A 14,936-nucleotide genomic window follows, 5' to 3' on the forward strand; every position below is an offset into this window, starting at 1 on the left:
GTCTCTCCTTAACCACTCAGAACCACTTCTTTTTTTTGAAATAGAGCATCATCCCGCCGAAAATCGCCAACATCAGGAGCCATGCCGCAGGATATCCCCAGCGCCATTCCAGTTCGGGCATGTTCCTGAAGTTCATCCCGTAAACACCTGCGATGAAGGTCAACGGTATGAAGATGGTCGCAATGATGGTCAGCACTTTCATGACCTCATTCATCCGGTTGCTCATGTTGGACAAATAAATGTCGATCATGCCGGAAATGATGTCCCGATAGGTTTCTACGGTCTCGGCGACCTGAATGGTATGGTCATAAACGTCCCGCAGGAAAATGTCCGTGCTCTCCCCGATCAGAGGAGAGCCTTCCCTTTGCAGTTCCTTGATGATCTCCCGCAACGGCCAGACCGATCTTCGCAACAGAATCATCTGTCTCTTGAATCGATGAATGGTTTGCAGCGTATTCGGAGTCGGGTGGCTGATGAGTTCTTCCTCCAGAAGCTCGATCCGATCGCCGATCTTCTCTAAAATGATGAAATAACTGTCGACAATCGAATCGATCAGGGCGTATGCCAGGTAGTCGGGCCCCATGCTCCGAATCCGCCCTTTTCCGCTTCGGATCCTGCCCCGGACACCTTCGAATACGTCGCCTATCCGTTCCTGGAAGGAAAGGACAAATTTCGGCCCGAGGACGAGACTGATCTGTTCGGCATGGATATCTCCCGTCTGGTCGTCAAAGGAGAGCATTTTGAGGACGGCGAAGAGGTAGTCATCATAGTCCTCATACTTGGGGCGGTGTTCCGTGTTCAGAATGTCTTCGAGAACCAAGGGGTGCAGGCCGAAACCAGTGCCGAGCTTTTCCAGGAGGTCTGTTTGATGGATACCGTCCACGTTGACCCAGGTGACAGAAGAAGTTTCCTTGAGAGGAAAGGATAACTTCACGTCATCAAGAGGCTTTTCCTCCCAGCGCTCCAGCGAATAATCAAAAAGAGTGATCTTCGGATGTTCAATTTTACGATCGCCGACATGGACCAACGATCCAGGCGGCAGACCGACATGTTTTGAATGTTTTCTGACCAGCTTCATTTCATCTTCACTTTCCGTTGTTGGGCTAAAGAACGATGAAACGCTTCAACCCTCTGCCCCTTAAATGATAGCAGCTTCAAATGGATTACTCTGGTTTGCTCCTTATTCCATGATTCTTTTTTTCTTTTCCGCAGAACACAAAGGACCTCGCCAATTACGACAACAGTTCAATTCTCGGTCATCCATCCTGCGGCCGGTGGAATAAGGAGTAAAAAGAGTTAGACTAATAAAACAGGGCAGTTAAGTCAATTCCGTCGCCACCAGAGAAATCCATGTCTCGATTTATCCCGACTTTTCTGATCGTGTTATTGCTGGTGACCCTGACCGGGCCGCTTCGCGCGCAGGAGGCTTCGCCTGCCGGCGATGAAAAAACCCAGGCAAGCGAATATCCCGGATTCGATCAGATCGTGCCCCGCTCCTCCCAGCTTGTTGCCGAGGCAACCCAGGTCAGGAGAAGAATCGAGGAATTGCGTGACCCCATAGCTCTGCGGGAGAGGCTTGGAACGATACGGCAGGACCTGCAAAGTCTCGAAGCGCGGGTAGGCGAGGTGGTCGGTCCCCTCGGTCAGGGATTCAACCAATTGCTCGATCTTCGCGAAAAACTGAATGAGACGAGTGACTCGCTGGAGATTCTTCTCGATAATCTCTCCTCGCGTATCGCCGAAATTGCGAGCGTTGGCAGCAGCTGGAGAAGCAAACAGACATTCTGGAAGGAATGGCGGGATTTCCTTGTAAGAAGGGATATTTCAGTCCCTCAGGAGGAATTTGCCCAGGCCAGGGAAACCATCGAAGGGGTGTTGGAGCTGGTATCTTCCGTTTCCACTCCACTGATCCGGCAGCAGAAAGAGGTTACGGACCTGAAAAGCAGAGTGAACACTCTGCTGGCGCAAATCGAGGAAATCGTTCGCCGCCAAAGTTTCAAAAAGGTTTCCCATTCATTCGCCAGCCGGGAGTTCCTTCAGCAATTCAACGCCGCCCTCTGGGAGCGGGTGATTGAAGGTATCGGCAACGTACAGGGGATCAGTTACGACTTCCTGCGCAGCCAGGGATGGATCACCGCCATGCAAATCCTGTTGGTTTTTGTACTGGGCGGATTTATCCTTCACCATCGCGTCAAGGTCGAAGATACCGAGGAATGGCATTTCATTCTCTTTCACCCCTGGGCGACGGGAGCTTTCGTTTCACTCTGTTCCCTGAGTTTTCTCTATTCGGACGCTTCTCCTCTCTGGGATCTGCTGCTCTGGATAGTGGCGGCTTCCTCTGCTGCCATTCTCGTCTGCGCTCTGCTGGAGGATTCCGGAAAGCGCTTCATGGTCTGGCTGCTGGCAGTTCTTTTTCTCATCTCTCTAGTCTTGCGCACCATCGGTTTTCCCGTTCCCCTGTACCGCCTTTATCTGGCTCTGCTCTCTCTTTGCGGAGCCCCCCTCTTCTGGGTACTGGCCGCGAATAATCTGCGGGAACATGAAGGGCAGCTTACAGGATTTGCCGTCGCACTTCGCCTCGGTGCAGTAATCCTCCTGGTATCCTTTCTGGCACAGTTCGGCGGCTATAGCACGATTTCCTTCCGGCTGATCGATTCATCCCTCAAGACTGTTTTCCTGGGCCTTTTTGCCGCAATGACGGTTAAGCTCGGACAGGGAGGCATCGAATTCCTTTTTGAGCAGGAGTTTTTCCGTCGGTGGCGTTTCTTCCGCCGCTTCGGTGGTGAACTGACTGCACGCCTTAAAACCATGTTCATCGCCCTTGTCTCGGTGTATGCGGGGCTGTATCTGCTGGAGATATGGAACATCTACGACAACGTGGCAGAAGGCTGGTCCGCCTTGCTCGAATACGGATTTACCATTGAGAACGTACGGATTACTGTTCAGAAGATTCTGGTTATTGGACTCGTTCTCTATGCTTCCATCTTCACTTCATGGGGGATCCGCTCACTTCTGGAGGCGGAAGTTTTCCCACGGCGTCGTTTTGATCGCGGAATCCGTGATGCGATAAAGAAGCTGCTGCATTACGCGCTGATTTTTGTAGGCTTCCTTTTCGCCATGAGTCTGGCCGGGGTGGAGCTTAAAAATTTCGCTGTGCTGGCGGGCGCCTTTGGCATCGGGATCGGTTTTGGTCTGCAGAACATCGTTAATAATTTTCTCAGCGGAATCATTCTCCTTTTCGAGAGACCGATCAGAGTCGGGGACATCGTCATCATCGACAACGCATGGGGTACGGTGCTCAGGATCGGGCTTCGTTCCACGGTGGTCACCACTCTCGATGAATCAGAGATTATCGTCCCCAATTCACTGCTGGTATCCGAGATGGTGACCAACTGGTCGCTCACATCACCGCTATGCCGCGTATCGGTTCCTGTCGGAGTTGCCTATGGCAGCGATGTTACGTTGGTTTTGAAAATTCTCGTGGAAGCGGGTGAAGAGAATCCCAATGTCCTGAATGATCCTGCTCCGTCTCCGCTGTTCAGCGGTTTCGGAGACAGTTCGCTCGATTTCGAGTTGCGCGTCTGGATTTCCAACGTCCGCGACCGATTGAGGGTGCGCAGCGAAATCTGTCAATTTATTGACCGTCGTTTCCGGGAGGAGGGTGTGGAGATACCTTTCCCGCAGAGGGATCTTCACCTTCGGAGTGTCTCCCCGGAGATCGGGTTTACAGAGGAGAGGCCTCGATCCGGGGACGGAGACAAGGGGAAAGTCTAGGAGGTGTATTTCCGGCAGGCCAGGGAGCGACCCTGGCGGGACTTCCATGACCTGCCGGAAAATCAGGACCACCGTTCCGAAAGTCGTTTCCGTTGTTTCTCCAGATTTTTCTGCCCCTGATCAAGCGATTCGAGCAGATGGTTGCGCCAGCTTTCAGCCACTTCGCCTCCTCTTTCAAAGATGTCGGATGTCTTTTCCCCCAGATCATCAATGACTTCGGATACCGAATCGGCGGCCTCCTTGACCATTTCCTCTGCTTGACTGCGCGCCTTTCGGGAACAGCGGGCGATCTGCCTGCGGGTCCTTTTCCCTGATTGCGGCGCCAGCAACAGCGCCGTCCCAGCCCCAATGATTCCTCCGGCTACGAGCATAATCGCTCCCAGTGTTCCACTGTTATTCTTGCGTACCATATTTCCCTCCCTGCGATGTGGTTATTATATCTATTTAGCACAAATCAGAGTGGCCGCAAGAGATGGAGCATTGTTTAGAGACTCATTCTGCATTGGAGTGGGGCGGAAATAACCGGACCAGGAGGAGGAAGGAATTATTCGCCTTTGGGCGGTTGCTCTTTCTCCAGTGCACGATAAAATAAAGACAAAGGAAAGGAGGATCAGGCGGATTAAAAAATACATTAAGATAATGATCATTGACCCCTGATCGGGGTATTCATCGCCCTGCCCCGCAGAGCGAAGAAGCCGGACGAGACGATGAGCCGGCTGACAAAAAAATCCCCTCGCAATACAGCTGCGAGGGGATTTTACGTTTATCTGCGTCTATTCTCCCTGGAGGAGATGAAGGATTTCGGGGCTGGTTTCCTCCTCGGCAAGGATGGTATGGCAGGTGTTGCAATCCATGGAGATCGTCTCCCCTGATTCGGACTCGTGCATTTCGTCGTGACAGCGAAAGCATCCAAGATCGTTTTCATGGCCGAGGTGGCTGGTATAAGTCCCCCACTGGATATTCATCTTCGGGAAGACGTTTTCAGTATATGCCGCCTGTATTCCCTCAATCGCCTTCGGCAGCAGGTTGGGATTGGCAGAGAGGAATTCAGCGTGATTCTGTCTATACCACTCGTTCAGCCGTTCTGCAATCCCCTCTCTTGCCTCTTCATGGCTCGCATACTCCACCTTGACCACTTCCATGGCTTTCTTTTTGATGAAGGGGATGTCAAGGGGGATATCTCCGGAGAGTATTTTATTGTCGATGGCCCGGTCAGGGGGCAGATAGATGTGGGTCGGTCGATTATGGCAGTCGATGCAGTCCATCTCACGTAATCCCTGCTCCGTGTCTTGGCCCAGAACTTCCTCGGCGTCTTCTGTGCGATAGACAACTTCCGTACCGTCCGATTTGGCGAGGGTCACCAGGGGTATCTTCTCGCGCTCCCAGTCGGCCGCCCGATAGACAATTCTGTTTTCGGGAGCGACATGCCAGTGAATGCCGTGCGGGCTGACCGTCCGGTCGCCCGCAGATCCTATCTTCATCAGAAGAACCGTCTGGACGTGGGTGTTCTGCTCATCAGGCAGAAATTTATCCTTGACTACCAGTTTACCGCCATGAAATATCTGCGGGCGATGACATTGTTCGCAGGTATCCCGCGCCGGACGCAGGCCGTGTACCGGAGTTTCAATCGGGCGGGGATAGGATTCGAGTGTTACGGCGGCAAGCTGCCTGGCACCGGAGATCTTTGACTTGACAAACCAGCCGGCCCCAGGACCGATGTGGCATTCCACGCAGGAAACGCGGGAGTGCGGCGAATTCTGGTAGGCCGTGTATTCGGGATCCATGACCGTATGGCAGAATTGGCCGCAGAACCCGGTCGATTCCATGTAATGATACCCGCTGTAGCCGAGCAGCCCGAAAATGAACAGGTTCACGCAGGTGAGAAAGACGGCGACAAAGACCAGCTTACGCAGGCGGTTGAACTTGGAAGGGTCCGTGAAATACCCTTGCAGGTATTCGAGAGTGAAAAGTCTGACCTCCTCCTTGCCCTTGAAAAAAAACAAGCCCAGAAACACCATGATTAACCCGGTGATGAATGTCGGTCCGAGAATCATGTAGATGGCGAAGGAAAAATATGTATTGTCGATGTGCCAGACTGCGTCATAAATCAGAGCGCCGAGGAGAAAGGGGCAGACAACCGTGACGATCATTGCTCCTATCAATGAGATCCTGCTATGGGCAATGCCCTTGGCGAATGCCGACACCAGATCCGTCAGTCTTTTCATGAAATATCCCTTCTATGGCTTTATCTGTTGGGAGGATTTGGAAAAATAAAGGATGAGTCCGGCTGTCCGGCATGTGCAAGACCCTGCCAAATTATTGGACAGTCATTAGATAGCATTCAGAACCATGGAGTGTCAACGGGAAAGGGAGGAAAAACGGTTAAATTCTGGCTGGTTAAACATTAGTATGGACTAACTTAATCAGGATCGAAACGATCGAAAGCATAACGGCAGAAGCCGCACCTCCGATGGAGGTGCGGCTTCTGCCGTTTCAGTGACGCGTGTCAGTTATTTGGGATCTGGGTCAATGAGCCTTTTCTTCAGCGAAGACCGGGAAAATCTTTGTCAGGAAGTAGAAAATCACAAAAGGCGTGGCCATGACTGTTAGTGCGCCGAACAGCCCCTCCTTGAAGGTCTCCACATCATGGGGGATGATCGGCAGGTGATAGTGCATGAAGCCGGCGAAGCTCAGGGAGAAGGCCTGTCCGCCGATGACCACATTCCAACGCATCATGAATACACCGAACATGACGAGCACGGTTGCAATGGTTATCCTTCGCACCGTTCTCCCGGGCAAGATCATCATGATGAAAGGGATAGCGTTGCCGATGGTGTACTGCAGAATGAAGATTTTGACAAAATCCCGCTCCATAATGACCTCGCGCAGAATGTCCCAAGATTTGACCTGGGTGTATCCACGGAAGATCAGGTCGAGAATTTCCAGGGTAAGGGCGGCGATCATAAAATAGAGAAGGTAATTGGCCACCATCTTGACCTCAGATTCCTCTGCCCCACGCAGTTGCTCCACGCTCGGAGCATTGGGCTCGTGAGCCCACCGAGCCAATTTCCGTTTGGCCAGGAACTTGCGGATCTCCTGAGTCACCACATAGCAGAGAATGCACAGGGCGATGCCGGAGACGACCGCGGAGCAGATGAAGATGACCGGCATGAGCGGCGTCATCCACAGAGCGTTCGCTTTGACCGAGCCGAAAATGAAACCGGCGTATCCATGCAGAAAGCAGGCGACCGGGATGCCGAAGGCGGCCAGAACGCTTACCGCCTTATGGTCCTTGTGAAGGGCTTCATCGCTGATGTCCCAGGCGCCGAGGGTCAGGATGGAGAAAAGCCTGAGGCGCAGGCTGTCGATTCCTGAGCGGGTCGGGCTGGCTTTGAGGGCGAGGGCGCTCTCGACGAAATGTTGACGATAGACGAACCACAGCTCGGAGGCAACAATGCAGGCGTAGGTCAGAAAGACGATACCGAAGGCAGAAATCGCAGAGGTGAAGTGCGGCGTCATCAGGACGTGGATGCCCCTAAAAGGCTGCATCAGGTGCAGCATCAGCGGCAACATCGCCACCGGCAGCAGCGCAAAGGAGAAAACAAGTGAAAAGCGGGCGATTTCCTTCAGCTGCTTTACCCCGAATACGTGGTAAAGCGAGGAAAGGACGAAGGCGCCCGCCACCAGGCCTGTCATAAAGGGGTACATGACGATCTGAATCGACCAGTAGACATATTCGTTCGGCAGAACGAACAGCTCTTTGATTGTCCAGGCTTCACCATGAACAAGTTGTGCGACATGTTCGACCATGATTAACGCACCTCCGAAGCAAGGCCGATGTAAAAAGCCTGCGGTTTGGTTCCGAATTCGTCTTTAAGCACACCGACGCGGTCGTTCATAATGATCTTGGTGACCGGGTCATTGATGTCCCGGATATTGCACATCTTCCGGGCACCGAAAGGACAGGCATTGACGCACGCAGTCTCGAGACCCTTGGTGATACGGTGATAGCAGAAGGTGCACTTGTCCGCCACCTTGTGCACAGGGTGGAAATATCGGGCGCCGAAGGGGCAGGCCATGATGCAGTAACCGCAGCCGATGCACCAGGTATTATCGACCAGCACCACGCCGTCATCCGTCTTATAGGTGGCGCCGACCGGGCAAACCTGAGTGCAGGGAGGGGTGAGGCAATGGTTGCAGAGCTTGGGAACGAAGAAGGCCTTGCCGACGTCTTCGGGGTTGATTTCCTTGTGTTCTCCCATGCCCAGGTCGATTCTGGAGTCGGTGTAGCCATAGAGGGCGCCTTTAGGGCTATCGACGTACCGCCGGTCATCCTTTGTGTAAACGTACCGCTCGACCCACGTGCGGGTGACGTTGGCTTCCATGGGGATGTCGTTTTCGGTCTTGCAGGCTTTCACACAGAAGCCGCAGCCTACACACTTATGGGTGTCGATCAAAAAAGCCCAGTGGATTTCAGGATTGTCGGCCAGCACCTTGCGGGGGTCGATCAGTTCTAGGGCCGAGAGGGGGACCGACGCACCGGCGATGACCACGATGGTGTTTTTCAGGAATTCCCGCCGCTTCATCGTTACATGTCCTCCAGTCTCGGGTTGTGCGGGTTGTGACATTCCACGCATTCCATGTCGACATTATGCTCGTCGGGATCGATGCCGGGGATGCGCTTGCGCTCACTGGTCGTATAAGGAAGATCGGTGTGGCAGCGGAGGCAGACCCCACGGCTGCGGTCGATGAGCAGCTTCTCGGGGTCTTCCGGATGGTTCAGGGCCGGCCCGTGACAGTTTTCGCAGGGAATGATGCCGTGCAGGTCTTCCGTCCGGATTTCGACTTCCTCCCCATGGCAATCCTCGCAGAATTCGTGCATCTTCTGCTTGCCTGTGTCGCGGTACTTCACCGGCTTAGACTTCCACTCTTCCTCATTGGACTTCCGGTGGTAGCTGTACATGAATCCGTACTCCCCGCTGCCGAAGTCGTTAGGGACATAGAAGAACCGGAATGCCAGTATCCCCACGACCATTGCGATGACCACGAAGAGTGGTCGCCATACATGGTTTTTCACGTCATTCCCTTTCCTGGCGGTGATTATTGCTGGACGATGGGCGAAATGGCCCCGAGGGTTGGCCGCCGCAAATGCCTGGCCAGCCGACCAAAACCGATTGATAAAATACTATTTTACTGGGGATTTAGCAATACTTTTACAAGGGAAATAAAATTAAAAACATCAAAATAAAACAGGCATTCCCGATAGGTATTGCGTGAGGATGAAAAGCTCTCGCATCAATGGAAGGGGTGTGACAAACGAAGGAGGTGCCATTATCTCGAGGAGATGACTAGAGCAGCACCGGGTGAATCATACGCCCCGGTGTTATGAAAGCCGAGGGAGGGCGCAGCCTCCCCCGGCTTGTCGGCCAGTGAAACTTGCCAGAATCAAGTCATGTTTTATCTTCGGTTTGGGCAGGCACGAGGAAGAGCTGATCCCCGATATAGCAGTTGACCCCGTCCTCGGAGACATGGAAATCACCGTTGAGGATCGGTATGGCCACTCGCAGCAGCATGGTGTAGACGAACATTCCCGTGGCCCAGATTCCCATCGTCAGCAGGATTTCAATTCCCGTCGGCGAGTATTCATAGATTTCGTGCAGAACGTCCGGGACAAAGCCGGGTATAACCAGGCCCATCCCTTTCTCGATGTAAACGCCGGTGAAGATCAGAAGGCAGCCGATCACCAGAGTGACATGGTTCTTGCGGGTCTCGGGGATAAGAAAGATCAGGAAAGCCGTGATATTGAAGAGCATGGCTGTCCAGATCCAGGGAACAAGGGCCGAGTGGCCGTGGAGGCCCTGGAAAAGATACTTCATCGGAGCAAGGTGAATGGTGTCGGTGTAGTACTCTTTGAAAACCTCCGCCCCGAGGAGAAAGAGATTGATGAACATGGCATAGGCGATCAGTTCTGCCACTTTGTGAATTGCCTCATCCTTGATCCGGAACTTGGTATACCGGCGAATCAGGAGAAATACCAGAATCATGAAGGCCGGGCCGGAGCAGAAAGCTGAGGCCAGAAAACGCGGGGCCAGAATCGAAGCGTTCCAGAACGGACGAGCCCCGAGACCGGAGTACAGAAAAGCGGTGACCGTATGGATCGAGATGGCGGCTGGGATAGACAACAGCAGCAGCGGCGTCGTGAAGTTTTTGTTCGGTTCCCGCTTGTAATAGAGGTTGTAGAGAATGTATACAGCAATGACAAGATTGAGGACAAGATACAGGTTAAGCACGACTACGTCCCAGGCCAGCAACGATTGCGGGAAGTTAAGGATGCCGATCTTCGGGATAAGATGCCAGAAACGATCAGGGCGGCCGATATCCACCGTGACGAACAACAGGCACATGACGATGGCGGAAATCGCAAGCAATTCGCCCAGAACGGCGATCTCCTTGATCGGCTTCCAATGGTAGACATACGCGGGGATTACCAGCAGTACGGCAGCAGCGGCCACCCCGACCAGGAAGGTGAAATTGGAGATGTAAAAGCCCCAGGAGACCTGGTCGCGCATCGCAGTGACGCCGAGCCCGTTCCCCAACTGATAGACGTAAGCCGTAGCGCCGATCGTCATCAGCGACAGAAGCAATCCGACCCAGATATAATATCCTTTGCTTCCTTTGCTGACCAGCACCAGCGTGCCTTTAAAAAATGACCATATATTCTTCATGTTTCACTCCGCACAGAGGTTAGGTCGCGTAGAAGTAAAAGAACTTGGGCTGCGTATTCAACTCCTCCTTGAGGATGAAGACCCGTTTGTTCTCAATCAGATACCGCATTTCACTTTTAGGGTCGAGAAGATTGCCGAACTTCCGGGCGCCGACCGGGCAAGCCTCTTCGCAGGCCGGGTAACGGCCCGGCTGCTCCCTGGTGCGCTGAATGCAGAAGGTGCATTTTTCCACGACGCCGACCGGTCGGGGGCGGTTCCCGAGATAATGGGTGTCGGGGTTCAGTTCTTCGGCCGGAATCTGGCTCTTCTTCCAGTTGAAATGGCGTGCGCCGTAAGGGCAGGCCGCCATGCAGTAACGGCAGCCGATACACCAGTTGTAATCGACGACGATGATTCCGTCGTTTTCCTTCCAGGTGGCCTGCACGGGGCAAACTTTGGTGCAGGCCGGATTCTCGCACTGCTGACAGGCGATCGGCATGTAGGTGTGACCCTCTTCCGGAACTTCAGCCGGGTTGTAGTAGTGTTCGGCGGAATCGAAATCGATCCCCTTCTCCTTGTCCATGCGGACGACGCGTATCCATTGAATCTGCGGGTCGCGGGACTGATTGTTCTCCGCCACACAGCCATAGACGCAGCGGCGACAGCCGATGCACCGGGACAGGTCGAGCCCGTAGCCGAATCTTACCCCCTCAATGGCCGGTGTGGCCTTGACCGTCACGTCCTTGTCGTATTGCTTGCTGTATTCCTTTTCCAGCCGTGCCAATACACTTTTCAGCTCATCCTTGCTGAGTTCACGGAAATGCTTCTGGAAGAAGCTTTCCCAGACGGAGGCCGAAGCTTGACGGGATGGCAAGGCTAGAACGCCGACACCTGCCGCAAGGCCCTTCAGGGCCTTGCGACGGGTTAATTGAAAAACATGTTTATCGCGCTTATTTTGATCCGACATTATTTTCTCCATTCGGTTTATTGCGTGATATTTAATGTATACCGCCGCCGGGCCGTTGTGGTGGTGGCATGGGCTTTAACGGCTTGAATCCAGGATCGTGCGGGTTGTGGCAGTGTGCGCAGAGCAGGTATTCCTTGTCGCCGTTCCAGTTGCCGGTTCGCTTGCCATGTATGCCCTCGCGCCAGTCCCGGTATTTGTCCCCGTGGCACTGTCCGCAGAGCCGGTAGCTTTCGGAGAAGGGGATCACCTCCCCCGACACCAGGCGCAAGGTGTCCCGATCGCCGGGATTGTGACAATCCAGGCACCAGCGCTGTCCCTCGGCATGATTCAGGACGATATCGGTGTGCATGTCCTGCAATTCCCGCCGTTGGAGATTCGGTTTCATGTCGGCATGGCAGTCGGAGCAGGGAAAAATCCCTTCCGAGAAGGGGGCAGGCGGCACGGGAAAGTTCTCGGGCGGTTTACGATTTTGGGTGTCGTAGGTGCGCAGCAGGTCGGCCGCCGGCTTCTCCACCACGATCAACCTGCCGGAGCGGTCAAAATATTTCTCTTTTGCCGCCTGCGTTGGAGGGGGTGAGAAGGTACACAGGAGGAGGGCGAGTGCCCCCAGGGCGGTTCGGTGTAAGATCACTCTGAGAGAGAGCATTTTTTACCTCGAGATGATGGTTAGAAAAGTCAGGGTTGAGCCCTGTACGGGTAATCGGGTTCGGCAAAAGGACAGCAGAACAAAAAGGCGAAAAATAATAACATTGTCTATCCATTGTCTATCAAGTGTGAGGAGTATTTTGCAATTATATAAAAGCGGTTGACTTGATGGTTTGACCTGAGTCAATTGTTGAAATTTACATTATGCGACGCCGGGTTGCTCAGGGGGATAAAGAAGAGAGTCGATACGTCACCTGTGTAAAAAAACCGGATTGAAATATCCCTCGGACGCCGGTTACGAAGGTGGGCAGGCCTGCTTCCGCCTCCCTCAAAAAGTAGAACATCGTTTACTTTTTAACACTAAAGTCACCGGATGTCAATCCTCTGTGAATGGACGGAAGCTGCTGATTTTTAATTATAATTATATCACATGCTGTGCTGCAAGGCCTCATGCCAAAGGACGGAAAAGGCATATATCAAATGTTTTTGAAATTAGTAAAAAAGTGTTATACTGTGGCCCATATTGGCGCAAGCTTAAAGTCGCTATAAAATAAATGGCTGATTCGATGGGGGCTCGCAGCGGTCGGTGAGCTGTTTGGATGAAAGCGACAGTGCAGAAATTCTGAGCTGGGGGTTTCTGTGCTGCACGAAGTCATGAACGCTGGAGGCGGGTATATGCCAGATGCTGGAAAATCTCTGGAGCGCCGAATTGAGGAGCTCGAAAAGGATATCAGTACACTCGAAAGCCGGATAGAGGAACTGGAACACCGCCTTGAGCGTCCTGCCGGGAAAATTCTGCTGCGGGATATGCCAACGCCGGTCGCCGAATCCGGAGAACCCTCTGAGGCGCTGCTGGACTGGTTGGGGCATTCTTCTCTCCTCCAGCGATTGGCGTCTATCTGCTTTCTGCTGGTAGTGGCGCTTGTTCTGCGGACGGTCACCGACAATGACATCCTGGACAAGGAGGTCGGATCCCTGATCGGAATGGCATACTCTTTTGCCCTCATCGCCTGGGGATGGCGAAGTTATAGCCGGTCGCATTCGCTTGCGCCGGTTTTTACCGTCTGTGGCGCGTTTCTCCTCTACTCGATCGTCGTTGAAACCCACGAGCACTTCGAATCCCTCCCCACCGTGCCGGCCTACATGCTTATCGCTGCGGCCGGAGTGGCCCTGGCGTTTATCTCGCACCTGTACAAGGTCGCTCTTCCCGTATTCGTCGGTACACTTGGAATGTGTCTTGCCGGCGTTGCGCTCGATTTTCCTCATCCAGTTTTCCCCTACCTTTTCATTCTGCTGCTGGCTGCCAATACCCTGGGCACTTTTGCGACGCGTCTTCAGCGGTGTTCCTGGCTCCGATGGCTCCTCTTTGTCGTTTCCGTATTCATGATGATGGTCTGGGGGATGCGACTGGGTATTTACCTGGGCAGGAGTACTCCGGACGAACTTCCCTTCTCGGTCGCCGGCCTTTTTCCGGCGGTCGCCACTCTGGCCCTGGTCTACGCTGGTGTTGCGGTTATGGGGATTCTCGGACGGATCAACGAACGGGTTTCAAAATTTGACTTTGCCCTTCCGACCTTGAACGTACTCTGGGCTTTCGCCGTTGCAAGGTATGCGGTAAATGCCGGACCGTGGAGTGCCTCGTTTTTGGCGAGCATGGGGGTAATGGCCGCGGCAGGTCATTTCGCAATAGGTTATTGGTTCGGAAGGAGACGGATGGAAGGGGCGCCAGGAACCAACTCCTTCGCATTGGCTGGCAGCATTCTCCTGGCTCTGGCGCTCCCCATGGCCACGGGGAGTAAGCTGATCTCCCTTGCACTGATCTCGGCAACAGCCTTTGGAATGGCTGTTCTGTCCAGGCGTTGGCGCAGTGGAGGCATGCGACTGACCTCCTACATGCTGCAGTTTTATGCTTGCGGTATTTTAGCGCTGTTGCTGCGGGCCACGGAAACGACCAGTCCTTCACTTGTCGGCGCCGGCGCATCCGGGGCTCTGGCGGGAATCGCTTTTCTGCATTACCTTTGGGCCCGCAACAATCCGCCACCTGGAGAATCCCTGGTTTTTGACCGATTCGACAAGGACGACCGCCTTGCGGTTTTCCTCCTCATGGTCTCGCTGCTGGGCGGTTTCTTTGCCTTGAGGGTCGGAGTGTATCAGGCGATCGTCGGGCTGATCCCGGGTGAAGAGATCTCGTCCGTGTTCTCTTCAGCCCAAACGGTGATCATCAATCTCTCCGCCGCCGTCCTCATGTGCTTTGCTTTCATGCGCCGAAACAAGGAGGTGCGGAACGTCGCCATTCTGGTCACTATTATCGGCGGCGTAAAGGTCTTTATGATCGACCTGCTCGGTCTGGCCGGCGTTCCCGTGGTGGCCAGTGTTTTATCCTTCGGGGTGGCGGCTTCCCTTGAGTCCTTCGCGCTGAGTCGGTGGCAGCGCATTGATATGCTCAGAGTATCAAAATGGCCTCGTAAATCCCAGACCGGGACGGGCGGGGCAAATGAATCGATGCAGTAATGGGTGTATCATTGGGTTCTGAAAAAGATTGCCCAGGAAGTGCAGGGGCTCTGGCGAGGAGATAAGTAGCCGGAAAAAGCAGAAGGTTTAAAAGAATACGAAAGAGGCTCTCTCGGCAGGTAGCGGAGAAAGCCTCTTTTTTTTTGGAGCGGAAAACCATGGTTAATATGGTACAATTAATGCAAATTAACAAAATATCACTAATCAGGCACGGCGAATGAAATGGATCATCGTCAAGCCCACAAGAAGATGGAGGGGTCGTATGGAAGCTCAAAGTCGTCTCGGTGATGCTCTCAGTTCCGCCTATGTTCTCGCCCTTCTCGGTGTTGTCGGGG

The 14,936-nt window shown here is 53.6% G+C and carries 11 protein-coding genes; 2 read left to right on the top strand and 9 right to left on the bottom strand.

Annotated elements, in window-relative coordinates:
* Positions 1 to 16: 16 nt before the first annotated feature.
* On the bottom strand, positions 17 to 1,078 hold the full coding sequence (corA, locus tag DTF_RS0117140) for a magnesium/cobalt transporter CorA (RefSeq protein ID WP_027716321.1): 1,062 nt from the start codon (positions 1,076 to 1,078) through the stop codon (positions 17 to 19).
* 272 nt (positions 1,079 to 1,350) lie between these two features.
* On the opposite strand from corA, the gene DTF_RS25745 reads away from it, so the two are divergent.
* Positions 1,351 to 3,774 (top strand): mechanosensitive ion channel family protein, encoded by a 2,424-nt coding sequence (locus tag DTF_RS25745; protein ID WP_051361422.1) that lies wholly within the window; start codon positions 1,351 to 1,353, stop codon positions 3,772 to 3,774.
* Between the two features lie 62 nt (positions 3,775 to 3,836).
* Here the strand turns inward: DTF_RS25745 and DTF_RS0117150 are convergent, their stop codons facing one another.
* The 8 genes from DTF_RS0117150 to DTF_RS24205 all read right to left on the bottom strand — a co-directional run bounded on the left by DTF_RS0117150 (position 3,837) and on the right by DTF_RS24205 (position 12,091).
* Positions 3,837 to 4,184, bottom strand: a complete 348-nt coding sequence (locus tag DTF_RS0117150) for a YtxH domain-containing protein (RefSeq protein ID WP_027716322.1) — start codon at positions 4,182 to 4,184, stop codon at positions 3,837 to 3,839.
* Positions 4,185 to 4,547: 363 nt separating this feature from the next.
* Positions 4,548 to 5,999 (bottom strand): NapC/NirT family cytochrome c, encoded by a 1,452-nt coding sequence (locus DTF_RS24190; protein ID WP_155890858.1) that lies wholly within the window; start codon positions 5,997 to 5,999, stop codon positions 4,548 to 4,550.
* Positions 6,000 to 6,300: 301 nt separating this feature from the next.
* Positions 6,301 to 7,584 carry an NrfD/PsrC family molybdoenzyme membrane anchor subunit gene (nrfD, locus tag DTF_RS0117165; RefSeq protein ID WP_027716323.1) on the bottom strand — a complete coding sequence of 428 codons (1,284 nt, stop codon included), beginning with the start codon at positions 7,582 to 7,584 and terminating at the stop codon, positions 6,301 to 6,303.
* A 2-nt stretch (positions 7,585 to 7,586) separates the two neighbouring features.
* Positions 7,587 to 8,360 (bottom strand): 4Fe-4S dicluster domain-containing protein, encoded by a 774-nt coding sequence (locus DTF_RS0117170; RefSeq protein ID WP_027716324.1) that lies wholly within the window; start codon positions 8,358 to 8,360, stop codon positions 7,587 to 7,589.
* Between the two features lie 2 nt (positions 8,361 to 8,362).
* On the bottom strand, positions 8,363 to 8,851 hold the full coding sequence (locus DTF_RS0117175) for a cytochrome c3 family protein (RefSeq protein ID WP_027716325.1): 489 nt from the start codon (positions 8,849 to 8,851) through the stop codon (positions 8,363 to 8,365).
* A 373-nt stretch (positions 8,852 to 9,224) separates the two neighbouring features.
* The gene (gene dsrP / locus DTF_RS24195) at positions 9,225 to 10,499 is read right to left on the bottom strand and encodes a sulfate reduction electron transfer complex DsrMKJOP subunit DsrP (protein WP_081703058.1); all 1,275 of its coding nucleotides are present in this window, start codon (positions 10,497 to 10,499) and stop codon (positions 9,225 to 9,227) included.
* Positions 10,500 to 10,518: 19 nt separating this feature from the next.
* Positions 10,519 to 11,445 (bottom strand): 4Fe-4S dicluster domain-containing protein, encoded by a 927-nt coding sequence (locus DTF_RS24200; RefSeq protein ID WP_051361424.1) that lies wholly within the window; start codon positions 11,443 to 11,445, stop codon positions 10,519 to 10,521.
* 31 nt (positions 11,446 to 11,476) lie between these two features.
* A complete protein-coding gene (locus tag DTF_RS24205) occupies positions 11,477 to 12,091 on the bottom strand; it encodes a cytochrome c3 family protein (protein WP_081703059.1) in 615 nt (204 codons plus the stop codon).
* Between the two features lie 674 nt (positions 12,092 to 12,765).
* Here DTF_RS24205 and DTF_RS0117195 point away from each other — a divergent pair.
* Complete coding sequence (locus tag DTF_RS0117195) at positions 12,766 to 14,601, top strand: ABC transporter C-terminal domain-containing protein (RefSeq protein ID WP_027716326.1); 1,836 nt, start codon at positions 12,766 to 12,768, stop codon at positions 14,599 to 14,601.
* Positions 14,602 to 14,936 lie beyond the last annotated feature (335 nt).

It is taken from the genome of Desulfuromonas sp. TF, from assembly GCF_000472285.1.
GTDB lineage: Bacteria > Desulfobacterota > Desulfuromonadia > Desulfuromonadales > ATBO01 > ATBO01.

Bases quoted from the DNA above. Each gene is read 5' to 3' on its own strand.
- corA (WP_027716321.1), bottom strand. From the start codon at position 1,078: ATGAAGCTGGTCAGAAAACATTCAAAACATGTCGGTCTGCCGCCTGGA.
- DTF_RS24190 (WP_155890858.1), bottom strand. From the start codon at position 5,999: ATGAAAAGACTGACGGATCTGGTGTCGGCATTCGCCAAGGGCATTGCC.
- DTF_RS0117195 (WP_027716326.1), top strand. From the start codon at position 12,766: ATGCCAGATGCTGGAAAATCTCTGGAGCGCCGAATTGAGGAGCTCGAA.
- dsrP (WP_081703058.1), bottom strand. From the start codon at position 10,499: ATGAAGAATATATGGTCATTTTTTAAAGGCACGCTGGTGCTGGTCAGC.
- DTF_RS25745 (WP_051361422.1), top strand. From the start codon at position 1,351: ATGTCTCGATTTATCCCGACTTTTCTGATCGTGTTATTGCTGGTGACC.
- DTF_RS0117170 (WP_027716324.1), bottom strand. From the start codon at position 8,360: ATGAAGCGGCGGGAATTCCTGAAAAACACCATCGTGGTCATCGCCGGT.
- DTF_RS0117150 (WP_027716322.1), bottom strand. From the start codon at position 4,184: ATGGTACGCAAGAATAACAGTGGAACACTGGGAGCGATTATGCTCGTA.
- DTF_RS24205 (WP_081703059.1), bottom strand. From the start codon at position 12,091: ATGCTCTCTCTCAGAGTGATCTTACACCGAACCGCCCTGGGGGCACTC.
- nrfD (WP_027716323.1), bottom strand. From the start codon at position 7,584: ATGGTCGAACATGTCGCACAACTTGTTCATGGTGAAGCCTGGACAATC.
- DTF_RS24200 (WP_051361424.1), bottom strand. From the start codon at position 11,445: ATGTCGGATCAAAATAAGCGCGATAAACATGTTTTTCAATTAACCCGT.